Source organism: Qipengyuania sp. L-5Y (assembly GCF_056859455.1).
The window spans coordinates 1-22870 of sequence record NZ_JBSXOM010000020.1 but is presented as its reverse complement, the minus strand read 5'-3'; the positions used below and the strand labels follow the sequence as shown (position 1 = coordinate 22870).

General features: G+C 58.1%; 25 protein-coding genes. 18 read left to right on the top strand and 7 right to left on the bottom strand.

Annotated elements, in window-relative coordinates; all coding sequences use genetic code 11:
• The first annotated feature begins 31 nt into the window (after nt 1-31).
• Nucleotides 32-244: a hypervirulence associated TUDOR domain-containing protein gene (locus AC13F2_RS02705; protein ID WP_301642858.1), complete on the top strand. Its 213-nt coding sequence runs from the start codon at nt 32-34 to the stop codon at nt 242-244.
• Nucleotides 244-909 carry a DUF488 domain-containing protein gene (locus tag AC13F2_RS02700; RefSeq protein WP_301642857.1) on the top strand — a complete coding sequence of 222 codons (666 nt, stop codon included), beginning with the start codon at nt 244-246 and terminating at the stop codon, nt 907-909. The genes AC13F2_RS02705 and AC13F2_RS02700 overlap by 1 nt, the downstream gene beginning before the upstream one ends.
• On the opposite strand, the gene AC13F2_RS02695 is transcribed toward AC13F2_RS02700, so the two are convergent.
• From AC13F2_RS02695 to AC13F2_RS02675, 5 genes are all read right to left on the bottom strand, one after another.
• The gene (locus AC13F2_RS02695; RefSeq protein WP_301642856.1) at nt 864-1073 is read right to left on the bottom strand and encodes a hypothetical protein; all 210 of its coding nucleotides are present in this window, start codon (nt 1071-1073) and stop codon (nt 864-866) included. The two genes, AC13F2_RS02700 and AC13F2_RS02695, sit on opposite strands and share 46 nt — an antisense overlap.
• A 77-nt stretch (nt 1074-1150) precedes the next feature.
• Nucleotides 1151-1552 (bottom strand): PRC-barrel domain-containing protein, encoded by a 402-nt coding sequence (locus AC13F2_RS02690; protein WP_301642855.1) that lies wholly within the window; start codon nt 1550-1552, stop codon nt 1151-1153.
• Nucleotides 1553-1611: 59 nt separating this feature from the next.
• Nucleotides 1612-2346 carry a uroporphyrinogen-III synthase gene (locus tag AC13F2_RS02685; RefSeq protein ID WP_301642854.1) on the bottom strand — a complete coding sequence of 245 codons (735 nt, stop codon included), beginning with the start codon at nt 2344-2346 and terminating at the stop codon, nt 1612-1614.
• Nucleotides 2339-3310, bottom strand: a complete 972-nt coding sequence (locus tag AC13F2_RS02680) for a DMT family transporter (RefSeq protein WP_301642853.1) — start codon at nt 3308-3310, stop codon at nt 2339-2341. The genes AC13F2_RS02685 and AC13F2_RS02680 overlap by 8 nt, the downstream gene beginning before the upstream one ends.
• A gap of 32 nt (nt 3311-3342) precedes the next feature.
• Entirely contained in the window at nt 3343-4347 is a 1005-nt protein-coding gene (locus AC13F2_RS02675) for a rod shape-determining protein (protein ID WP_301642852.1), read from the bottom strand.
• 272 nt (nt 4348-4619) lie between these two features.
• On the opposite strand from AC13F2_RS02675, the gene rnk reads away from it, so the two are divergent.
• The 14 genes from rnk to hemN all read left to right on the top strand — a co-directional run bounded on the left by rnk (nt 4620) and on the right by hemN (nt 18613).
• A complete protein-coding gene (gene rnk / locus AC13F2_RS02670) occupies nt 4620-5042 on the top strand; it encodes a nucleoside diphosphate kinase regulator (RefSeq protein WP_301642851.1) in 423 nt (140 codons plus the stop codon).
• An 833-nt stretch (nt 5043-5875) separates the two neighbouring features.
• A complete protein-coding gene (locus AC13F2_RS02665; RefSeq protein WP_397490020.1) occupies nt 5876-7093 on the top strand; it encodes an NnrS family protein in 1218 nt (405 codons plus the stop codon).
• Nucleotides 7090-7539: a hypothetical protein gene (locus AC13F2_RS02660; protein ID WP_301642848.1), complete on the top strand. Its 450-nt coding sequence runs from the start codon at nt 7090-7092 to the stop codon at nt 7537-7539. Before AC13F2_RS02665 ends, AC13F2_RS02660 begins: the two co-directional genes overlap by 4 nt.
• Before the next feature lie 23 nt (nt 7540-7562).
• Nucleotides 7563-8288 carry a Crp/Fnr family transcriptional regulator gene (locus AC13F2_RS02655; protein ID WP_301642847.1) on the top strand — a complete coding sequence of 242 codons (726 nt, stop codon included), beginning with the start codon at nt 7563-7565 and terminating at the stop codon, nt 8286-8288.
• A 133-nt stretch (nt 8289-8421) separates the two neighbouring features.
• Nucleotides 8422-9111, top strand: a complete 690-nt coding sequence (locus AC13F2_RS02650) for a Crp/Fnr family transcriptional regulator (protein ID WP_301642846.1) — start codon at nt 8422-8424, stop codon at nt 9109-9111.
• An 87-nt stretch (nt 9112-9198) separates the two neighbouring features.
• Nucleotides 9199-10875, top strand: coding sequence for a cytochrome-c oxidase, cbb3-type subunit I (gene ccoN, locus AC13F2_RS02645; RefSeq protein WP_103022844.1), 1677 nt, complete (start codon nt 9199-9201; stop codon nt 10873-10875).
• Between the two features lie 11 nt (nt 10876-10886).
• Nucleotides 10887-11639 carry a cytochrome-c oxidase, cbb3-type subunit II gene (ccoO, locus tag AC13F2_RS02640; RefSeq protein WP_301642845.1) on the top strand — a complete coding sequence of 251 codons (753 nt, stop codon included), beginning with the start codon at nt 10887-10889 and terminating at the stop codon, nt 11637-11639.
• Nucleotides 11636-11815 carry a cbb3-type cytochrome c oxidase subunit 3 gene (locus tag AC13F2_RS02635; protein ID WP_103022846.1) on the top strand — a complete coding sequence of 60 codons (180 nt, stop codon included), beginning with the start codon at nt 11636-11638 and terminating at the stop codon, nt 11813-11815. The genes ccoO and AC13F2_RS02635 overlap by 4 nt, the downstream gene beginning before the upstream one ends.
• Nucleotides 11805-12716: a cytochrome-c oxidase, cbb3-type subunit III gene (ccoP, locus tag AC13F2_RS02630; protein ID WP_301642844.1), complete on the top strand. Its 912-nt coding sequence runs from the start codon at nt 11805-11807 to the stop codon at nt 12714-12716. Before AC13F2_RS02635 ends, ccoP begins: the two co-directional genes overlap by 11 nt.
• The gene (ccoG, locus tag AC13F2_RS02625) at nt 12703-14313 is read left to right on the top strand and encodes a cytochrome c oxidase accessory protein CcoG (RefSeq protein WP_301642843.1); all 1611 of its coding nucleotides are present in this window, start codon (nt 12703-12705) and stop codon (nt 14311-14313) included. Before ccoP ends, ccoG begins: the two co-directional genes overlap by 14 nt.
• Nucleotides 14310-14759 (top strand): FixH family protein, encoded by a 450-nt coding sequence (locus AC13F2_RS02620; protein WP_301642842.1) that lies wholly within the window; start codon nt 14310-14312, stop codon nt 14757-14759. Before ccoG ends, AC13F2_RS02620 begins: the two co-directional genes overlap by 4 nt.
• On the top strand, nt 14732-16885 hold the full coding sequence (locus tag AC13F2_RS02615; RefSeq protein ID WP_301642841.1) for a heavy metal translocating P-type ATPase: 2154 nt from the start codon (nt 14732-14734) through the stop codon (nt 16883-16885). Before AC13F2_RS02620 ends, AC13F2_RS02615 begins: the two co-directional genes overlap by 28 nt.
• The gene (gene ccoS / locus AC13F2_RS02610) at nt 16882-17067 is read left to right on the top strand and encodes a cbb3-type cytochrome oxidase assembly protein CcoS (RefSeq protein WP_103022851.1); all 186 of its coding nucleotides are present in this window, start codon (nt 16882-16884) and stop codon (nt 17065-17067) included. The genes AC13F2_RS02615 and ccoS overlap by 4 nt, the downstream gene beginning before the upstream one ends.
• A gap of 235 nt (nt 17068-17302) precedes the next feature.
• Complete coding sequence (gene hemN, locus AC13F2_RS02605) at nt 17303-18613, top strand: oxygen-independent coproporphyrinogen III oxidase (RefSeq protein WP_301643090.1); 1311 nt, start codon at nt 17303-17305, stop codon at nt 18611-18613.
• A 259-nt stretch (nt 18614-18872) separates the two neighbouring features.
• On the opposite strand, the gene AC13F2_RS02600 is transcribed toward hemN, so the two are convergent.
• Nucleotides 18873-19463, bottom strand: coding sequence for a hypothetical protein (locus AC13F2_RS02600; RefSeq protein ID WP_301642840.1), 591 nt, complete (start codon nt 19461-19463; stop codon nt 18873-18875).
• Nucleotides 19464-20544: 1081 nt separating this feature from the next.
• Here AC13F2_RS02600 and AC13F2_RS02595 point away from each other — a divergent pair.
• Together AC13F2_RS02595 and AC13F2_RS02590 are read left to right on the top strand one after the other, a co-directional pair.
• Nucleotides 20545-21267, top strand: coding sequence for an HPP family protein (locus AC13F2_RS02595; RefSeq protein ID WP_482964221.1), 723 nt, complete (start codon nt 20545-20547; stop codon nt 21265-21267).
• Nucleotides 21268-21453: 186 nt separating this feature from the next.
• On the top strand, nt 21454-21846 hold the full coding sequence (locus AC13F2_RS02590) for a MerR family DNA-binding protein (RefSeq protein ID WP_301642838.1): 393 nt from the start codon (nt 21454-21456) through the stop codon (nt 21844-21846).
• A 241-nt stretch (nt 21847-22087) separates the two neighbouring features.
• Here AC13F2_RS02590 and AC13F2_RS02585 read toward each other — a convergent pair whose 3' ends face one another.
• A complete protein-coding gene (locus tag AC13F2_RS02585; RefSeq protein ID WP_103025010.1) occupies nt 22088-22342 on the bottom strand; it encodes a helix-turn-helix domain-containing protein in 255 nt (84 codons plus the stop codon).
• Nucleotides 22343-22870: the final 528 nt, after the last annotated feature.

The window sequence follows — 22870 nt, the reverse complement described above, 5'->3', positions numbered from 1 at the left end:
GAACGACATCGTCCCAACGCAGGAGCGCATCATGGCGAAATACGCAGTCGGAGATCATGTCAGCTGGAATTCCGAGGCAGGAAGAGTCAGCGGAACAATCTCCAAGGTTCACGAATCGGATTTCGACTACAAGGGTCATACGCGGCGTGCCTCGAAGGACGAGCCTCAATACGAGATCGAAAGCGACAAGACCGATCATGTGGCAGCCCACAAGGAAGATGCGCTGACAAAGCTGAAAAGCTGATGCCAACCGTTTTCACGATCGGCCATTCCAATCGGGATGCGGACATTGTCATTGCCATGCTGAAAACAGCAGGAGTGGACATGCTGGCCGATGTTCGGGCTTTCCCCCGCTCCCGCGCCAGTCCCGCATTCAACATCGATTCCTTCCCCGATCTGCTCGATGAGCACGACATCGCCTACGGACACTTCGATAAACTCGGCGGCAGAAGGAAACGACAAGATGATGTGGATCCGGCGCTGAACGGATACTGGTGCGTCCAGAGCTTCCATAACTACGCCGACTATGCGTTGAGCGGCGACTTCCAGTCGGCGATCAAGGACCTCGTTAACCTAGCGGATAATTGTCGCGTGGCGTTGATGTGTTCCGAGGCGGTCTGGTGGCGATGCCATAGGCGTATCATCGCCGATCATCTCATGGTTCGCGGTCATGAAGTTATCCATTTGATGGCTCCCGATCGTCAGGAACGGGCAAAGTTGACGGATGGAGCCGTTGTCAGCGGATCAACCGGAGTCGTCTATCCAAGCTCGGAATACCGTGAGGAGCCGAACGAGCATATCCCATTATGCCGATACGAAAGGCTCGCGACCCGCGAGAACGAACTTCGTGCGCGTCACGTGGATCAGTCTACCCGCTCGAGCAGCTCCTCCGACGAGACGATCTGGTAAAGATCTCTGTCGATCTGTCGGACAGGCTCATCATCGGAAGTTCGCCAACCGATGGCGCCCACACGGCGACGCTCGCCGCGCTCAGATTTCGAAATGGCGATGTGGCGATACTGGATGACTTCGACCGGCCTGTCCGCATCGCCGCGGCAGGACATATTGGACATTGTTTCTTCAATTACATCGGCTTCGGCGGGCGTTGAAGCAGTCGGAAGCTGACTTGCCGGCTTGCTTCGCTCGATCGTCACAGAATCTGCGCATCCGGAAGCGAACCGATATCTTCCATCGTCATCTCCGACGAAAGATCGGTGTCATTGCCACGGGTCGTCACGGTCAGACCGTCAATCGGTATCGCGACGTAACGATCAGGATCGCTGTCCTCGACTTCTATAAGAAGTTCGGTCGCATTGCCGTCGGCATCTTTCGTCACGGCTTCCACGTCACCCAATTTGGTTCCGTCGGCGGCCAGGATTTCAGCATCGAGCAACTGGCGTTCGGTCAGACCGAGTGCCACCGGGGTGTCGCCGGACTCCTGCGCGCTCTGCTCGGCTTGTTCTTCAATACGGTCTTCGACCTGGTCTTCCTGATCATTGCAGGCGGAGAGGAGGAGAGCGGATCCGAAAAGCAGGCGGGCGAACTTGTTCATGTTGATCTCCATTATTATCTATCCGTCACGCTAAAGAATGCGGCTGCTCCTGTGTTCCGTTAAGGGTTCGCGATGAGCGCCAGCATCGAGGCTTCGTCGGGCCGTGCGGCGACACGAATATCCATTCCTTGCTTCCCCTCGAAAGGAGCCGCGGCTGCATCGGAGATGCAATAGACGATGCCTCTGAAAGGCCGGGATGTCCGTTCCAGGCAGCGCTTCACCACATGACCAGCGCGCGGCGAGTGGATCAGAATTCCGTTTATCTCGTGCGGTGCTGGAAGGGATGCCAATAGCTTCGCGACAGCGACATCGCGGGTCTCATAGACCGGCTTTCTCGTGGCGAGATAACCCTTGCGGCGAAGGTTGCCGGTCAGGTCTCCAGCCGGCCGGTGGGCGGAAAAGTGCAGAAGCCGACTCCCTCGCGGGAGGGACTGAACGATCAGGCGCTCCAGATCGAGAACATCCCCAGCCGCCGAGACAACATGGGTATATCCAGCGTGGGCGGCACTCGCCGCTGTCCTGTCGCCCACCGCGAACACTGGAATATCGAGAAGTGCCGGGCAGATAGAATGATGGCGCACGCCATTTACCGACGTGAACACGATCGCATCGGGCGGCTCGTCCAAAGCTTTCTCAGGGAGACCTTCCACTCGCAGAACGGGCACAGCCAGCGCATCGAACCCTAACCGCCGCAAGGCGCCCGCAGTCTTTTCGTTATCCGGCGACGTGCGTGTGACCCAGATCGTCGGCCCGAATGCGGGATCCTTCGCGTGTGTCGGGAAACGGTCACTCACTTTCATTTCGTCGTTCGATATTGTCTGTCTTCGAAGAAACGACAGCTCCCGCCAGAGGCTTGCTACCTCGGCCAGCGAGAAGAATGCCGCCAACTATCAGCGCCATTCCGATCGCATGAAAGCCTCGCAAATGTTCGCCTAGAAAGATAATCGCAAGCCCCGCGCCCATAACTGGCATGACGTTCATATACATCCCGGTTCCTGCAGACCCGATGAGTTCTACGCCCCTGTTGAAGAAGAGGTAGGCGAGGATGGAAGGAAAAACCGAAACATATCCGATCGCCAGCAGGCTTTCCTCCTGCAAAACGATATAGCGCCCCGAATTGAGCTCCAGCGCATAGAACGGCGCGATCACGATTATGCCGACGATCAAGGTCACTGCAAACAGGCTTAGGGGATGGATCGCAGGGCAGCGCCTGAGCATTACCGCATAGACCGCCCACAGACACACGGCGAGGCCGATGATGAGGTCGCCTTCGTTGAAATTCAGGGTGCCGAGAACACCAAAGTTCCCGCGAGCGATGATCCAGAGCACACCAGCCAGCGCGATGGCGGCACCGACGATCTGGCGCAGTGCCGTGCTGTCGCCCATGAAAATCGCGCCAAGAAACAGAATGAGGGCGGGTTGGCCCGACTGCAGCAACATGGCGTTGAGCGCTGTGGTCTGTTGCAATCCGCTGTAGAGCAGGGTGTTGAAGGCGCCGATGCCGAGTGCGCCAAGCACCAGCAGCATCCTCCAGTTCCCTCGGATGACGGGAGCATTCCGCCGCAAGTGGCGCCATGCAAATGGCAGGATGATGGCCAGGGCAATCGTCCATCTCCAGAACGCCAAGGCGACGGGAAGGACCAGCTCGCACGCCGCGCGCGCAACGATTGCATTACCGGCCCAAAACAGGGCGGTGAACGTAAGGAGCACGTAAGCGCGCGACCACAGGCTTGCAAAGAAGCGGGACTTGTTTTGCATGTTCGACCCGGACGAAACGCTGCCGTCGAGAGTTAGGCAGCGCGCTCCTCCATCAACCGCATCAGGCCGCGCGAGACGCAACCGGAGGGATCGTTGGCGATGGTCACGGCAACACCGCATTCAGCGGTGATCGCCTCAGCCAGGAATCTGGCGCAGATCCCACCGCCCGTGGCGACAACGCGCTCGCTCAACAGGTCGGCGGCAAGATCGGGAGATATTTCGCCGACCACAAGCTTGGCGGCATCTGCAAAACGACCGAAGTGTCGCTGCAGCACGGGGTGAAACTCGGAAACCGTCAAGGTCAACGTTCCTGGAAGACCATTGTGCAGTGATCGACCTCTGATTTCCACTACCGCGTCCTCGGCACCTTCTGCCGCGAGATGCTTCTTCAGCGTCTCGGCGGTGATTTTGCCTATGAGGAAGTGATGCCGGAGATGAAGATGTTCGGTAATCGCCTCGTCGAGGCCGAGACCGCCCAAACGCACGGAGCGCGAACGACATTGTCCGTCGATCGAGAAGACCGCAACCTCGGTCGTTCCGGCGCCGCATTCGACGACCATGGACGCGCGGGCTTCGCGGACGGGCAGGTCTGCCCCAATAGCCGCTGCAAAAGGCTCGCGCACCAGTTCGATCCTTCCGAAGCCGGCATCGTCCGCGGCAGCGAGCAATGCATTCGCCTCTGCCTTCGTGGCGTCCGCCGGAATACCGATCATGGCTGGGGGGCGTCCTCTACGCTTCCTGCCAACCACCGACGAGAGACCATGAGCAAGCAGTGCGGAAGCTGCGTCCATATCCTGCAAAACACCGCGGGCAAGGGGACGGCGGACCACATGGGTTCCGGGAACCCGATCGACCATCGCCAGAACGTCCCGGCCAGCTGCAATCAGTTTCATCTGACCGGCCGTCTTCTCGTAATAGCACAGGGATGGTTCGTCGAAGACCACGCCTTCGCCTCGCACCATGATACGCATGTTGGCAGTGCCGAGATCGATGGCGAGATCTGGTCCGCGTCTGGAGCCGAAAGAAGGAAAGTTCATCATTTCCTTCAGATAGGCCTTTCGGACATGAAAGTCTCGAAATAGTCGATGAGGCGATTGGTCTTATGCCATTTGACTAAACCGAAGATCGCGCCCACATGTGGCTCATGGTCTTTTCGCAACACATCGACCGACATTTCGCGCACGCAGGTCAGCTGCCCGCACGGGCGCACGCCTCGTCTCGACGGCCGTGATCCGGTCCGGGACGAGGCTCCCGGACGATCTTCAGCCCAGCCGAGATTCTCTTGCGGCTCTCTAGCGAGTTACGAAAAATGACCACTTCCCAAAACGGCCAAAAGCCGATCATTCATGTTATCGATACCGAAGCGGACGCGCTCTACGAACTGGCGATGTCCATCGAGGAGCGCAGTCCGGATGTAGCTGGAAAACTGTGCGAGGAACTGGATCGCGCTAATGTCGTGGCAGCCGAAGACCTACCTCATGACGTTGTGACCATGCAATCCGAGGTCGAATTCGTCGACGAGCGATCGTGTGACCGGCGCAAGGTTCAACTGGTATGGCCGCGCGATGCGAACCTGGACCAGAACCGTCTCTCCGTGCTGACCCTCGTGGGCGCCGGTCTCATTGGAATGCAAGCCGGTTCTGCGATCAACTGGCCCGATCGTTCTGGCAAGGAACGCTGCCTGCGGATCGTCGACGTGCGACAGCCGGAAAGGACGGACCGGGCAGCCTAGCATTGCGGGATATTCGTGTTGTTCCCGGGGCTTCCGTTATGAGAAGATCTCGATATGACCGGGAACCTCGAACCTGCTCTGGCGGCCGGATGAGGTGGATCTATGCTCCGCTGATCCAGATCGCAATCAGCGATACTCGAGCAAGCACGATCAATGACAAAACCACCGTAGTAATCACTTTGGGACCGGCATTCCCCAGATTGCGCACACCCACGTCTAGGCCCAGTGCAGCCATGGATACCTCCGTCAGCAGCGTTGCCACGAAGCTTAAGGGGGCGAGCGCAAATTGAGGTAGGAGACCAAAGGATCTGGCCGCATCGCCGAACGCCTGTCGGAGTATTCACCGTTGTCGGCGGACGGTGCAAAAAGAGGGGCGACGGTCAAGCACACGGACCGCATCGCGGTGTTGAGGCATCATATCGATGACCTAGCGAAAGTCACCGACTTGGTAGCAGGGGATATTTTACTGGCATCCGCGCTCGTCACGTCATCACTGGTCCCGATGCAATTCAATGCGCCTTGGTCCAGACCTTCGATGTCTTAAGATCATTTGCGGACCTCTCGCCCTTCGTGGCTTCTCGACACTGATGATAATACTGGCTGGCCATCACGCGATTTGCCCACTCTCTAGTGCCCCCCAGTATTGTCGGTTGCGCGTGTCATCCCGCGCTTTCCCATCACCTGAACCGTCCTAGCAATCGATGCATTCTAGGAGCGAAGGTGGAAGCGATCGCGAGCAATTCGGTTCGACGTTTTAGCGAAGTTTGAGGTAAATCAAGTTGTCCGGCGGGGTGTAGTGCTATCGGTGACCTAATCGAACAAGGTCGCCTCGTATGCCGACAAATTCTGAAAGACTGGAGCTGCGCCGCAGACGAATGGCGAAAAGCCCGCCGATCCTGCGCGGCGGCTTCAGACCATTCTTCCTCGGTGCCGCAGCTTGGGCCATATCCGCCCTAGCGGCATGGCTGACCGTGCTTTTTGGTTTCGTGTCGTTCGACCTGCTCGACAATCCACTCGCATGGCACCGTCATGAAATGCTGTTCGGCTTTGTCGGTGCAGCGATCGCAGGATTTGTGCTGACAGCAGTTCCGAACTGGACGGGGCGGCTGCCCATTGCAGGTGGTCCCTTAGCCGCCCTTTTCGCAGTGTGGCTCTCCGGGAGACTTCTTCCGTTCGTATCGCCCGACAATAATCCCATGCTCATTCTCGTCGATGGAGGCTTCTATCTCCTTCTGGCATTCCTCCTCGCACGCGAGATAATCCAGAGCAGAAACCGCAATCTGCCTGTCGTCGCGATCGTGCTCCTCTTTGGAGCTGCCGGTATCCTAGACCGGCTTGAAATGGCAGGTTCGTTAGATTCGTCGCTGGGATGGCGAGCCGGACTCAGTCTCGTCGTCTTGTTAATCGCGATCATCGGAGGACGAATTATCCCGAGCTTTACGCGTAACTGGCTCAGCTCCATCGGCGCTCGTGAACGATTGTCCACGCAGCCTCGCACCTTGGACAAAGTGATAATCGCCCTGACCGCCGCCGCACTGCTGGCGTGGCTAAGCGCACCGTTCAGCTTGTTGAGCGCGGTGCTCCTATCGAGCGCTTCCGTTGCCCACTTTCTTCGCCTGTCGAAATTGCATGGCTGGCGGTGCAGCGCCAATGCTCTGGTGTGGATTCTGCATCTGGCATACCTCTGGCTCCCGGTGGGGCTCTTGCTTCTTGCCGGTGCCCAAGTCGAGATCGTTCCGGAGACAGCGGGTATCCACGCCTTTTCGACAGGCGCGATGGCAACGATGATTCTCGCAGTCATGAGCAGAGCCAGCCTCGGCCATACCGGCCGGGCGCTCTTTGCCAGTCGGGAGATTGTCGCCTCGTATATTCTCATCACGATTGCGGCTGTCTTGCGGGTTCAGGCAGCTCTCTCCATCGGCGACGGACAGGCGGCGCTGGCGGTTGCTGGAGCAGCTTGGCTCGGAGCATTCGGCCTCTTTCTTTTCCGATACGGACCGACCCTGTGTGCGCCGCGATCCGATGAGAACACGAAGGCAGGTCAGGCATGACAAACCGTTCAGCCCTGAGAACCCTAGGGCTTGCTGTCGCTGTTCTTGCGACGCTTTTCTCTCTGTCGTTCATCGCGACGCCAGTAAAATTCCTGGCAGCCGACGTGCCGATGTCTCATTTACTCGCGGTGGGGCGAGAGACCTTCCGGGCGTCCGTCGCGATCGAGAGCATTCTGCTGTTTGCCCTTTTCGTTTCGGCACGAGGAACATCGCGCCGTTTGATAATCGTAGCAATCGCGACAGTGGCTCTGCAGTGGATCGTAATCATGCCGGAATTGGACGACCGCACGATGGCGCAGATCGCAGGTGCGGCGGTCGGACCAACATCGCTGCACGATTGGTGGATCGGGCTCGATGTCATGCGCTTGGCGATCTATGCCTTCGTCGTCCACACGTGCTCGCGCCATCTTCGTAAAACTGTCCGGACGAACGGGTTGGAAAGCTAAGCATGCAGGGCTAGACGGTGGCCATGCAGGCCGAAGATCCAACAAATGAAATCAATTTCTGTCAGGCTTGCTCCGTCCGAAACCGCGCGATCTGCGCCGACCTGGACGATCATGAAATAGCGTTGTTGAACAAGATCGGGCGCAGAAGACGTCTGGCGCCTGGAGAAACCCTTTTATGGGAAGGCGACGAAGCCGTCTTTGTCGCCAACGTGGTTTCTGGTGTGCTGAAGCTCTCCACCCAGAAAAGTGATGGCCGGGAACAGATCCTCGGGCTCGCCTATCCATCCGATTTCCTCGGTCGTCCCTTTGGCGAGGTTTCTCCCTACAGCGTAGAAGCTCTGAGCGAATCGATCGTCTGCGTTTTTCAGCGATCGGATTTCGAGCGCTTTGCCGAGGAGCATGGGCGGCTGGAGCACAAGTTACTTGAACGAACGCTGGGTGAACTCGACAGAACCCGACGCTGGATGCTGCTTCTAGGGCGGATGAACGCAGAGGAAAAGCTCGCAACTCTGCTTCTCGAAATCGCCTCACGAACAGTCTTGGCGACCTGTGAGAATACGGGATGGAAAGTGCCTGACGAGTTCGAGCTTCCAATGTCACGCCAGCAGATCGCGGATATTCTCGGCCTCACTATCGAAACAGTCAGCCGCCAGTTTACGAAGTTCCGTGAGGAAGGCCTCATTGAAATGCGAGGCCGTCGGGACGTCACCATTCGTAAGCGTGACGCTCTCGAGATGCTGGCTGCATAATCGCGCCTTATACCTTGTCGCCAAACCCGATGCGTCACGTTTAGAAATATTCTAGCCGTTTGATCTGCCTCAAAGACCTGATGGAAGTTCAACTGCACATGTCGATCCGGAACCTATTGCGGAGCTCCGGGCCTTGTCCGACAACGATCTTCAGCGCCTTTTCGCTGCCTTACTCCATTTGGACCTGCCAAAGTCCATGGCATCACGCCTTTGCGCGTTGGGCGGCGACGTAGACATCAAATGCGGCGCAGTTGCGGAGCTCGACGACCCCGCTGTCAGATTTATTGTCTTCGTTGCAGAGGGTGTTGCGAAGTTTGTCGGACATCTTGGTAATGATCGAGAACAGGTCGTTGCGTTCTTGCTGGCGAACGATCTCACAGTGTTTCCGCGGTCAGACGCCGTGCCATACTCGCTACACGGCATCACCGACTGTCGCCTCTTTGCTTTTCCGGCAGACGCCTTCATTCGAACCATCGCGGCAGATCCCGATTTAGCGAAGGCGGTTTGCGAACACATGTTCGTCGCATTTGATCAATCCCGAGACATGTCGGTGCTCCTTGGCCGCAAGACCGCGCAGGAACGTGTTGCGACTTTCCTAACATCGATGGCCGAACGCATTGGAAAACAAAATGATGACGGAGTATCGCTCAGTCTTCCGATATCTCGACGCGAAATCGCTGACAGCTTGGGGCTGACCATCGAAACAGTCAGTCGGCAATTCACCGAGCTGCGGGAACTTGGCATCATAGATACCAACGGCAGATCCGACGTTACGATATTAGACCGGCTTCGAATTCGGGAGGTGGCTGCGCTTCCTTGTTGAAAAGCAAAATTTTTCGAATTTTGATCCAGGTCAATGCGGTTGTGCGTCCAGCCGCATAGAGCCGTGAAAAAGCGATCGGAGTAATTGATGCAAGCTGAAGCTGCACTGGGGCGGGTGGGCCTCTGGTTATTGATCATGGTCCTATCTATCGTGATGGTTGCGACAGCGGCCGATAGCGGGATGGCGGCGCACGCGACCATAATCGGAGTTATCGCGTTCGTGATGGTCTGGGTGACCGCCGCTGGTTTCGATTCTTTAGGAAAAGCGCAGGGCTTCTTCAAAATGCCTGAAGGGCCGTCGCGATATGACGACGACCCTATCCGCTGGGGCGTCCTGGCCACCATGATGTGGGCTCTCGTGGGTCTACTCGCTGGCGTGTTCATCGCCTCGCAGCTGGCTTTTCCGCAGCTCAACATCGAGCCCTACTTCAATTTCGGGAGGGTTCGTCCGCTGCACACCTCCGCAGTAATCTTCGCGTTTGGTGGCAACATCCTGATCGCGAGCAGCTTCTACGTCGTCCAGCGCACCTGCCGCGCGCAACTCGCGTTTCCCGCTCTCGCCCGGTTTGTGTTCTGGGGATACCAGTTGTTCATCGTGCTTGCGGCATCGGGCTATCTGTTCGGCGTCACGCAGAGCCGCGAATACGCAGAGCCGGAATGGTATGTCGACCTGTGGCTAACCATCGTTTGGGTGGCCTATCTGATCGTCTTCGTTGGCACGCTGGCGCGCCGGACCGAACCGCACATCTACGTCGCGAACTGGTTCTACCTCTCGTTCATCATTACCATCGCGATGCTGCATATCGTCAACAACCTGGCGGTGCCTGTCGCGTGGAACGGATCGCTTTCGTTCTCCGCCTTCGCAGGCGTCCAGGATGCTTTGACCCAGTGGTGGTATGGACACAATGCGGTCGCGTTCTTCCTGACTGTGCCGTTCCTCGCCATGATGTATTACTTCGTGCCCAAACAGGCCGAACGACCGGTCTACAGTTACCGGCTCTCCATCATCCATTTCTGGTCGCTGATCTTTCTCTACATCTGGGCGGGACCGCACCACCTGCATTACACCGCATTGCCCGATTGGGCGCAGACGCTGGGTATGGTTTTCTCCGTGATCCTGTGGATGCCCAGTTGGGGCGGCATGATCAACGGACTGATGACGCTCAACGGCGCATGGGACAAAGTCCGCACCGATCCGATCATCCGAATGATGGTCATGGCGATGGCGTTCTATGGCATGGCCACCTTCGAAGGGCCGATGCTCAGTATCAAGGCGGTCAATTCGCTGTCCCACTATACCGACTGGACCGTCGGGCACGTGCATTCGGGCGCTCTCGGCTGGAACGGGCTGATCAGCTTCGCTGCGGTCTATTTCCTTGTCCCGCGACTGTGGAAGCGCGAGCGCATGTATTCGCTGCGCATGATCAACTGGCACTTCTGGCTCGCGACGCTTGGTATCGTCTTCTACGCAGCCAGCATGTGGGTGGCAGGTATTACCCAGGGCCTGATGTGGCGTGAATACGGCCCGGACGGCTATCTCGTGAACAGCTTCGCCGAAACGGTGGCCGCGCTGCACGAACTCTACATCATCAGAGCGCTGGGCGGTGTCATGTATCTCAGCGGCGCCATTATCATGGGCTACAACGTCTGGATGACCATTGGTGGCAAGCTGCGAGAGGAAAAGCCGATGGGTGCCATGCCCGCTTACGACCCCGACAAGGACCGGCCCATCGCAGGCTCGGCATCCCCCGAACCCGCAGAATAGGATAGATCGCCATGGGTCTCGCTACCCAGCACAAGAAGCTGGAAAAGAACATCAACTTGCTTGCGATCGGTTCCTTCATCGCGGTGGCGATCGGCGGCATCGTGGAGATCGCTCCGCTGTTCTGGATGAATAACACGATCGAGGAAGTGGAGGGGATGCGTCCCTATACGCCGCTCGAGCAGGCCGGTCGAAACGTCTATGTGCGCGAGGGCTGCTATTCCTGTCACAGCCAGATGATCCGACCGTTCCGTGACGAGGTAGAGCGCTACGGGCATTACAGCCTCGCCGCCGAAAGCATGTATGACCATCCTTTCCAGTGGGGTTCGAAGCGCACCGGGCCAGACCTCGCGCGCGTCGGTGGGCGCTATTCAGATGAGTGGCACGTCCAGCACCTTGAGGATCCGCAGAGTGTCGTCCCGGAAAGCATCATGCCAAAATACTCGTTCCTTGGTGACACACCGCTCAATACCGACCATGCCGCTGCTATGCTGGTCGCCCTGCGGCGTGTTGGCGTTCCTTATTCGGATCGTGACGTCGGCGAGGCGATGGCGGACATGATCCTTCAGGCCGATCCCGACAGCGGAGGCGATGTTGAAGACTTCCAGCAGCGCTATCCCAAGGCACAGGTCCGCGACTTCGACGGTGATCCGAGCAGACTGACCGAAATGGACGCACTCGTTGCCTACCTGCAGATGCTCGGGACTTTGGTCGACGTCGATAGCGCTGCCGCACAGGAGCGGTTGGCCGAGGAGAAAGGCCGATGAGCCTCTACGACCAGTTGCGTCACTTCGCGGACAGCTACGGACTTGTCGCCCTCCTGATCCTGTTTCTCGGCCTTTGTCTCTGGGTGTTCCGGCCCGGGGCAAAGCAACAAAACCAAGAAGTAGCGCGTTCGATATTCAAGGACGAGAAAACCGGGGAGCGCCAGGATGGCAAATAAGCGCATCGACGAGCCGACCGGAACGGAGACTGTAGGACACGAATGGGACGGCATCGAGGAACTCGATACGCCTATGCCGCGCTGGTGGCTGTGGACGCTATACCTGACGATCATCTGGGGCGTGGTCTACGTGATCCTCTATCCGGCTTGGCCATTGGTTAACAAGGCTACGGAAGGCGTGCTTGGCTGGTCCAGCCGAGGCGAACTTGCCGAGGAGATGAGCGTCGTCGACCAAGAGCGCGCGACCGTTCGCGAAGAACTTGCTCGAATTCCTATCGAACGTCTGCCAGAGAACAGCGAACTGTTCGCGCAAGCGGTGGCTGGGGGAAGATCGGCTTTTCAGGTCCATTGCTCGCAGTGCCATGGTTCGGGAGCGGCCGGAAGCCAGACACTTGGCTATCCCAACCTCAACGATGATGATTGGCTGTGGGGTGGCGATCTGAAGGCCATCGAATACACGTTGGTGAACGGCATTCGCGCACCGGGCGTTGACGATACCCGCACGAGTGTCATGCCGCCATTCGAAGGCGTTTTTGAACCAGCTCAGATCGACGGACTGGTAAACCATGTGCTTTCGCTTAGCGGCAAAGGTGCATCAAGTCGGACGGGTGCGCAGCTCTACCAGGACAATTGCAGCGTCTGTCATGGCACCGCTGGCGAAGGAAACCGTGAACTAGGAGCACCGCGTCTGAACGATGCGATCTGGCTCTACGGCAGCTCTCGCGAACAGGTCCGCGACCAGATCCTGACCCCCAAGATGGGCCGCATGCCGCACTGGAGCGAACGTCTCGACCCGGTCACGATCAAGATGCTCTCGGCCTATGTCTGGTCTCTGGGTGGCGGCGAGGAATTCGTCGAGGTCGCCGAAGATTCTACGGTAGAGGTCGATGAAGAACCGTGACCCCGGCCGCGCGTCGAGCGCTCCTTCTCGCCGAGAAGGCGAGGAGCGTGACTGGTCGGTTGTTGTCGAGGACGGGCGAGCGAAGACCAACGAGCCGGTCTCGAGCGCGGTAGCCGAGCCGGAAGCGACGACGCTGCGTCATGAGCCGCACGAGCCGCCGCGTCACCAGCTGCCGACTAAGCTGTTTGAGAAACGCACCAAGGTCCACAACAAGCGGATCGACGGACCCTTCCGCCGGTTCAAGTGGTTCGTGATGTTCGTCACTCTGGCGATCTATTACGGCACGCCCTGGATCCGTTGGGATCGCGGTCCTTATGCTCCCGACCAGGCAGTGCTGGTCGATTTGGCCAATCGCCGTTTCTACATGTTTGGCATCGAGATCTGGCCGCACGAATTCTACTATGTCGCCGGCCTGCTGATCATGGCGGCGCTCGGGCTCTTCCTCGTGACGAGCGCGGTCGGACGTGCCTGGTGCGGATATGCCTGCCCGCAGACTGTCTGGACAGACCTGTTCCAGCATGTCGATCGCTTCGTCGATGGCGACCGCAATGCTCGCATGAGGCTCGACGCGGCGCCGATGGGACCGAAGAAATTCGCAAAGCGGAGCTTCAAATACACGATTTACCTCGTCATCAGCTTCTGGACCGGCGGTGCATGGATCATGTACTTCGCCGACGCGCCGACCTTGGTGCAAGACTTCTGGGTCGGCGATGCGGCACCAGCCGCTTATATCACAGTGGCAATCCTGACGCTCACCACGTTCACGCTCGGCGGGTTCATGCGCGAGCAGGTCTGCATCTACATGTGTCCCTGGCCACGTATCCAGACCGCGATGATGGACGAGAAGTCGCTGCTCGTGACCTACAAGGACTGGCGCGGTGAGCCGCGTGGGAGTGTCAAGAGGGCGGAAAAGAACCCCGGCAAGTTCGGCGACTGTATCGACTGCCTCCAATGCGTTGCCGTTTGTCCGACCGGTATCGACATTCGCGAAGGTCCGCAGGTTGGCTGCATCACCTGTGGATTGTGCATTGATGCCTGTGACAAGGTAATGGCCGACGTTGGCCGCCCACGTGGTCTGATAGACTACGCAACGCTCGAGGATTGCGAGAAAGAAGCGATTGGAGAACCCACGCGCTCACCTTGGAGAGCACTGCTTCGTCCAAGGACCCTCGCTTATTTCCTGATCTGGGGCAGCATCGGTTTCGCCATGCTGTTCGCATTGGGCGTGCGCAACCATGTGGGCCTTTCGGTATCCCCCGATCGCAATCCGCCTTACATCCTCATGAGCGATGGATCGGTGCGCAACTCCTACACGCTCAAGCTGCGTAACATGGAAAGTCGACCGCGCGAGATGGAGATTGCTGTCGAGGGCCTTCCCGGCGCGCTAATGTGGACGGATACAATCGGGAGGGACGACGCTGCGCGCACCCAGGTCAAAACAGTGCCTGCCGATCAGGTTCTCTCGGTTCGGGCCTATGTGGTTGCGCCCGAAGGAACCTCTACGCAGGATTTCAGCTTCAGCGTGACTTCGCGCGATGAGCAGCAGGAAACAGCGACAACGGAAACGCGGTTCGACACGCCGGGAGGCGAGGAATGAAACGCGAATTCACAGGTAAGCATGCGGCAGCAATCATCGTCACCGGGTTCGCCATCATCATTGCGGTCAACCTTTTCATGGCTACGCTCGCCGTGCGCGGCTTCGGCGGTGTGATCGTCGAAAACTCCTATGTCGCAAGCCAGGAGTTCAATGACTGGCTCGAAGCTGCCGAAGAGCAGGAGGCGCTGGGCTGGTCGGTCGAGATGACGCGAAGTGAGAACGGGCACTTGCTGATCGACACCACATCAGTGCCCGATGGCGCGACCGTGACCGCAGAAGCTCGCCGACCGCTGGGGCAACCGGAAAGCAAGAGCCTTAGTTTTATCGAAGCGACGCCCGGGAATCACGTATCGCTCGAACCACTCGATACGGGACGCTGGATCGTGCGCCTGAAAGTCGCATCTCCCGAGGGAGAGGCATGGTCGACCGAAGAGCAGTTGCCGTGAACGCGCCTACGGCAATCGAAACGCTTGAGCGACCCGGCCTCGTCGATAGCAGGTTCACCGTGCCCGGCATGCGCTGTGCCGGTTGCATCGCCAAGATCGAACGCGGTCTACAAGAGATCGACGGTATCGAGGCTGCGCGCGTCAACTTTTCCGCCAAGCGTGTCGCCGTCCGGCACGACCGGGAGTTCGACGCAGAAGAGCTTGTTGCAGCCATCGGCAGGATCGGCTTCGAAGCGCAGGTCGCCGATGCAAACCCCCTAGGCCAGGACGATGCCGAAGCCCGCATGCTCCTGCGCTCGCTTGCCGTGGCGGGGTTCGGCATGATGAACATCATGCTGCTCTCGGTCAGCGTCTGGTCGGGTGCGGGCGGTGTAACCCGCGAACTGTTCCACTGGCTGTCCGCGCTGATCGCACTGCCCGTGGTGGCCTATGCCGGACGCCCTTTCTTCTCGAGCGCGGCCATGGCCCTACGGCATCGTCGGACAAACATGGACGTGCCGATCTCGATCGGTGTCCTGCTCGCTACCGGGCTCAGCGTCTACGAAACAATCATCGGCGGCGGGCATGCCTATTTCGACAGCGCGGTCATGCTGTTGTTCTTCCTACTTGCCGGCCGCGCGCTCGATGCGACGATGCGGAACAAGACCCGCGCAGGCATCGGTGCACTGCTGTCGCGTATGGGAAAGTCAGCTCGCGTCTTGGCGGAAAATGGTTCCAGCCGAACGGTCGAAGCGGACGATCTTGAGCCGGGAATGCTCATGCTTATCGCCGCGGGCGAGGCGCTTGCGGCGGATGGTGTGATCGAGGACGGACGAAGTTCGATCGACAATGCGATGCTCACCGGCGAAAGCACCCCTCAACCTGTCGGTGTTGGCGATACGGTTCATGCCGGAGCGATCAATCTCGGCGATCCCATCCGCGTGCGCGTTACCGCCGCCTCGTCCGATACAGCGATTGCCGAGATCGCTCGGCTGATGGATGAGGCGGGGCAGTCGCGCAGTCATTACGTCCGTATCGCTGACCGTGCATCGCGCCTTTATGCGCCAGCCGTCCATACTCTTGCGCTGCTGGCGTTTGCTGGATGGATGATTGCCGGGGCCGGCTGGCACCAGTCACTCGTGATTGCGATCGCAGTTCTTATCATTACCTGTCCGTGTGCCATGGGGCTGGCAGTTCCAGCTGCTCAAGTGGTTGCTTCAGGGGCGCTCGCCAGGAGAGGCATGCTGGTCAAGGATGGAAGCGCGCTCGAACGATTGGCCGAAGTCGATACCGCACTGTTCGACAAGACCGGAACGCTGACGCTGGGCGAGCCTGTTCCAAGCCTCGATCATCTCACGAATGACCAAAAAGCTATCGCGCTAGCCCTCGCGCAGTCTAGCCGACACCCCTTGAGTAAGGGCATCGTGTCCGCGCTCGGAGCGGAAGGCGTCTCACCTGCATCGCTCACTGAGATTACCGAAACAGGAGGACAAGGCATAAGCGGGATGCATGGCGAGATCCCCGTCTCATTGGCTCGTGGTGCTTTGGATCAAACGGGGGTGGCATCGACCCTGCACATTGGTGAGGAAAAAATTGCCATCGTTTATGCGGATCCAGTGCGGGCCGATGCCGCCCAGACGCTCGCCGCACTGGATGCAAGCGGCTTGGACAGCAGGATCGTCTCAGGCGATCGGCATTCTCCCGTCCGCGCACTCGCAGGCGAGCTTGGTATTGAAGGCGAAGGCGAAATGCGTCCCAATACCAAGTTGGCCCTGCTCGATGCCTTGAAGGCAGACGGACATCGCCCACTAATGGTCGGTGACGGTATCAATGATGGCCCTGCGCTGGCAGCGGCCCATGCCTCCATCGCGCCCGGCACCGCTAGCGACGTGAGCCAACAAGCCGCAGACGCGGTGTTCCTTGGCAAGGGGTTAATGCCGGTTGCGCTGGCGATCACCATCGCCCGCCGGACGATGCGCATCGTCCGCCAGAACTTCGGATTTGCGATCGGCTACAACGTGGTTGCAGTGCCGCTCGCGCTCGCGGGTCTCGTGACACCTCTGATCGCCGCCATAGCCATGTCGCTCAGTTCATTGGTTGTCGTTGGAAACTCCCTGCGGCTGGCGCGCATGAGAAACGCACCTTGAACGTGCTGGTCTTCCTCATCCCGGTCGCGCTGTTTCTGGGCGGTGCCGGGTTGGTCCTGTTCTTTTGGGCCATGCGCGACGGCCAGTTCGAGGATCTCGACGGCGCGGCAAACCGTATTCTTATCGATGACGAGGATGATGGCCGGAATTCAACCAACGAAGATGAGGAAGGGTGCCGATGAAGACGAGGTTCGCCTTTCTGGCCTTGCTTCCGGCATCATTCGGACCGGTTCCTGTTGCTGCTCAGACCATCGAAACACGTCTATGCGGCGGCGGTGTCCTCAGCATTCCGATCCCGATGCGCGAATCGCCTCCCACGGCGCCCTGTCATAGCGAGGGTTGCCACGCGTCCTGTTCCCGTAAGCGAATTGATCCAGCGCAATGAATACGATCTCGAATACGAGCAACGAGCCCGCCATGTGGACCTATCACCCCGATCTGCTGGCAACTCCGGTTCCCCGCTACACCAGCTATCCGACTGCGGCCGAGTTCGGCCCCTTGTCAGCCACCCATTTTGCCGAGGCTCTTGGCAATGCGAGCGGCGCCGTTTCGCTCTACGTCCACATCCCGTTCTGCGAAAAAATCTGTTTCTACTGCGGGTGCAACACGGGCAAGTCTGGCAAACGGCAGCGGCTCGAATCCTATCTTGATGCGCTGGTCTGCGAGATAGATCTCGTTTCCGATATGTTGCGGAGCGACGCACATGTGCGTCGGATCGCGTTTGGCGGCGGCAGCCCAAATGCGATCAGCCCAACAGAATTCCTATCGCTCGTCGACTGCCTGATCGCACGCTTCAAGATCGATGATCCCACATTTTCGATCGAGCTCGACCCCCGAACATTTTCGGCGGAATGGGCGCAGGCGATCGGGAGTGTCGGGATCGAACGTGCAAGCCTCGGTGTGCAGACCTTCGCACCACACTGCCAGGAGGCGATCGGCCGGGTTCAGCCCGAAGGCCTAATCGAACACAGCGTAGACCTTCTTCGTCAGAATGGGATTACCTCCCTGAATTTCGATCTGATGTATGGTCTCCCGCACCAATCGCAGGACGACCTCCATGACAGCTTACAGCGCACGGTCGCCATAGCACCGGACCGCATCGCGCTCTTCGGTTACGCTCATGTTCCGCATCTGATTGCGCGACAGCGAGTCATCGACGGCAACGCCCTTCCAGATCCGGAAGAAAGGTTTGCTATGGCTCAACTCGGGCATGCTTACCTGACCGAGCAGGGCTACCGCTCCATTGGTTTCGACCACTTTGCCAAACCCAGCGATCCGCTCGCCCAAGCATCTGCGACGGGAAAGCTGCGGCGAAACTTTCAAGGCTTCACGGACGATCAGTCACTGGTCCTGATTGGTCTCGGCAGTTCGGCAGTAAGCAGTTTCCCAAAGCTGCTTGCCCAGAACGAGAAGAATAGCGGTCGCTACAGGATGCAAGCCAGCCAGAGCCGATTGACAACGGCGGTGGGCATCGCTCGGACCGACGACGACCGAGTGCGCGGGGAAATAATAGAAGCACTCCTATGCCGTGGCAGCGCGACGATCGACCCTGTGTTGGATGAGCCTGTGCTCAACGCCCTTCGCCCTTTCATCGAGCTCGAGCTTGCAACCCTCGATAATGACCAATTATCCATTACAGCGAGCGGGTTGCCCTATGCACGCGTGATCGCTGCCTTGTTCGATACCTACCGTCCGCAGTCCGTCCGTCGTTTCAGCTCGGCTGTCTGAGTTCGGTCCGAAAGGAGTTTCTTCAATGCCGTTGTGGTTCCTTCCTGCTCTCATCGCGCTTTTTGCAGTCGTCAGCTTGGGCGCGGGCATTTGGCTCTTGCTACACCTGCGCGATGTCGCTCGCGTGTTCCGCGGGAATAGGCCGGGTGAGTTGGTGCGCGGGCCAGGAAAACGGAGGGCAACACCGGCAGCGGTGTGGACAGCACTTATCATATTCAACGCGGGGTGGATCGCCTGCATTGTTATCTGGATCTTCGTTCTAGGAGGGGAGGCTAATACGGTCGTGGACGCCAAAAGCTGACAGTTTCGAGCTTGTTTCTACACCCCTATGTCCACTCCTGTCGCCCTGCGTCTCACGACCCCAGCTAGCCGAAGCGAAAACGCCGTGCGCTGACTGAGTCGCGTCTCCGTCAGCGCAGCGAACCACATTGCGTCCATCAGCCTTCGCCTTGTAAAGCGCAGCGTCCGACCTTCTCAACAATGAGAAGAGATCCTCATCGCTTCTCAGGCAACCAACTCTATTCGATGGCAGAAAGCTGATGGCTTTCGCAATGTATCCTGTGCACCAGAGCAGCAGACCGACTGAGAACAAACCGCTACCGAGCATTACAGTAGACCAGTATAAACCAGCACTTCTAGCAGCCTGTTGCACAGCATACTCATTGGAAAAGCTGTAAAGGTCGTTGCCTACGTTGGCATAGGCGAGCGATGCAATGAGGGTGATGCACAACCCTATCGCCATGGCATAAGCACTTCCTGTCATTAGCGCCTTTCCATCAGGCCGCTCATCTACAGCTTCAATTTCAACCCTACATACGTGATTGTCCATCGCGGTTTCATCGCCAGTCATGCCGCAAGCATCGCATCTAATCATGACTCCCCTCTTGAACCATTTTCGGCAGAGGTGATGGCTCGAAACGCCATCGAAGGCATTGCGGAGCCATTCAGAAGCTTTCAGGGAAGAATGCCCTGCCGCCAAGGGAAGCTTGAAACGGCAGGGCTACACCATCAGTTCGAATCGAACAACTGAAAGCGCAGAGCCAGTTCCATACCAGCCCATCAAATGGCTATCATTGGCAAGTGCTTGATTCCAGCGAGCCTAAGCACTTCATGCGGGCGGTCCTGTTGCTATTCCGAGGGGGTACTGGCGCCCAGTCGCTCTAAGGAGGTAGACAAGACTGGGTGCACCATTTGAACGGGTCGAAGGCTCTATGGCACAAGGCGCACGAAACCGCCTCACCAGCATCGTTTTGAACAGCCGTTCCTGCACTTCGTTCCTTAGCGTGCCTGCTCAGTGCTCGCATTGGCTAAATACTGCCATGGCAAATAAAAATCCCCCCACGACCAAGGCGAGCTTGCGAAACAGACTCTAGCAGAGCGCCACGATGGCATCACAAAGGCTGTCGATGGCCGCCTGGCCCACATGCAGCACACTAAGCACGGCGAACTCATCGGCAAACTGTCTGATGAGGATTGGCTAAACGTTCTCAATCAAACAATTTGTGGCGATTACCCTCGTGGGCGTCGGTCTCATCGGAACGCAAGCCGGCGCTGCGATCGACTGGCCTGATCGTTCTGGTAAGGAATGCTGCTTGCGGATTGTCTAAGTGCGACAGCCGACACTGAAGGACCGAGCAGCTTAGCTCCATGCCTCATAATCTACAAAGTGCAAAAGCCCTTTGGGATTACCGTTGATCGAAGCAAATAGCTTCAGGGCACGATCTGGAATCGAAGAAAGCGCGCCTTGAGTGTTGGCGGTGAGAATAGGGAACAAAGAGACAGCGCTCGTGATTGCAAGGCGAATGGTTACCGTGATGGTGCACCACGCTGCCGGTAGATAGTGCGTCTATCAGTATGATTGCGAATTTTGCCTCGTTTCCCGGCATTGGGTACCGCATTGGCGCCAGGCGATGACATCAAAACAGGCTACCATGCGACGCATCTTCGAACCAATACTTGCTGGAGCCACTTTTCGCGATCGCATGCTGGCGTGCGCCGGTGGTCTGACGGGTATCGCTCTTACAAGCTTCATCACGTCGTGGATCCTGAACGATAGCGCGATCCTACCTTTCATCGTCGCTCCGATGGGAGCGTCGGCCGTGCTCGTCTTCGCCGTTCCCGCGAGTCCCCTAGCTCAGCCTTGGCCGGTTATAGGCGGCAATGCGATTTCTGCCTTTGCGGGCGTATTCTGCGCGCATCTTTTTGGTTCGCCGCACGTTGCAGCCGGTTTCGCTGTAGGACTTGCCATCTTGGCGATGTCGCTCACGCGCAGCCTGCATCCTCCCGGGGGAGCAGCGGCGCTCACGGCGGTCATCGGCGGAGAAACCATCGAAGCCCTAGGATATAGCTTCGTCTTTCTGCCCATTGTTTTCAATGCAGTATGTCTGGTGATCGTCGGTGTCCTATATCATAGGATTTCCGGACACAACTATCCTCATCAGGCGCGATCAATCGGAGCGCAGGCTATACCACAGCATGAGCCTACTGCGCCACATTCCGACGATATCGAGGCCGCACTGAGAGATTTGGGAGAAACTTTCGATATCGGGAAGGACGATCTGGAGCTTATAGTGCGCCAGGTGGAATTTCATGCCGCGCGGCGCCGCAGGAAAACAATACACCGAAGCTTTCTCTCTTCGAGAAAAGCTCGTTAGCGAATGCTTCGGTAAGTGACGTTCATCACCGACATTGGTCGATGTCGGAACGCGTAGTCGAGTTGGTTTGATCGGCGAGACCATCTATCTCCTCGCCCGAAATCACTTCGACCCGAATCGAGTCATACTGAAGTCGCCGCCCGAGCCTTCTGACCCGGACAGGATCAAGCGATTCTTAGAGGCGAATTGACAAGGTCCACCGACACGAAGGCGGAGACGATCCGCTATTACGAGCGCGAGGGCATCCGGCCAGCAGCCGACCGGACCGATATTGTTTATCGCGATTACTCCGACGAGCATTTGGCGACTCTAACCTTTTTGCGTCGCACGCGCGAACTCGGGTTCGGCATGGCGCAAGTTCGAGAACTGCTCGCGCTATCCGATCACGATGCAAAGCCGTCCCAGGACATCGATCAGCTGATCTCACAGCAATTGGCCGAGATCGATCGCAAGAACGTTCATCTCGGCGCTCCGCAACGAACTTTGACAGATGTTACGATCCTGCCAGGCGGACAAGATCCGCGAATGCCATATCATCGGAAGCCTGGGGCGACTTGCCGTAGCGCGAGGGCGCAATAGACGTCCGCTTTCGGGCGTTTCGGGCAAGAATTGGAACGGCCGAAATTGGGGCGCGAAGCCGCCATCGGCAAAGAGACTAGGACCGCTGCAAAAGAGCGATCACAAGTCTGGCCGCGAGAGCTTGCTCTGCTTTTTCACGTCGCTCCCGCACTTTCGAGACGAGCTGGCGTTTGGAGTGATCCGGCGTGCTGGACGATGGCAGCAAGCACGACAGCTTGCAGGAGGTCACGGTGCGCGGTCATCATACTGTGCTACTTGCCTGCTGTGCGTTCGGACTTCGCAGCCGTTCCACCAGCGATCGAAGGCTGGCTGTGATGACGAGAGTAGCGCTTCCCATTTTGATGACCTCGATCTCGCCTTTGCCGATAAGCACATAGAGCGTGCTGCGCCCGATCCCAAGATAGCGACAGGCGTCCGGGACACGCATGACGATCGGTTCGATAGCCGGGCTCCCACGCTGCTTTCGAAGATGCTCTGTCGTGCCTGCAGTTGGCATACCGGTCGATCCTTTCGTCTGTCGGGTGATGACGGACCGACCTGGGGAGCAGGGGAGGGGACAGACCGGCCCGCCATCGACACCGAGTATCGATCGAACACGCCGTTCAGCGCCACATGACGTTCGTACGCTGTCGTTGCCGTTATTACGCTGCAGCGCCGAAGTCTGAGAGCGAGCTCACCATTCGCATGTACCAGAGTTCGAGCGAACGGCGAGGGACTTCCGAATTGAGGCGGTTTGTCCAGCAAACATACCATCCCAAGTTAAGTGCCGTCGCTAATATACCTGAGAACAAACGCCTTTTCCAGGAAAGCGCCGCGGAGCCAGCTCAAGTGCCGTCGCCTATTGCTCAACAAAACCAACCACCTGCAGCATGGACGACGGCGCTGCTTTTATCTCGCCATCTTATTTGGCTTCGTTTTTGAGCAAGTATTCGCCATCGTCGTTTCCTCTCTTTAGCACTAAAAGACCAACTATTCGACGCCAATGTAGGCTGGTCTGCGAAGTAGCGGTTGAGGTCTGATACGC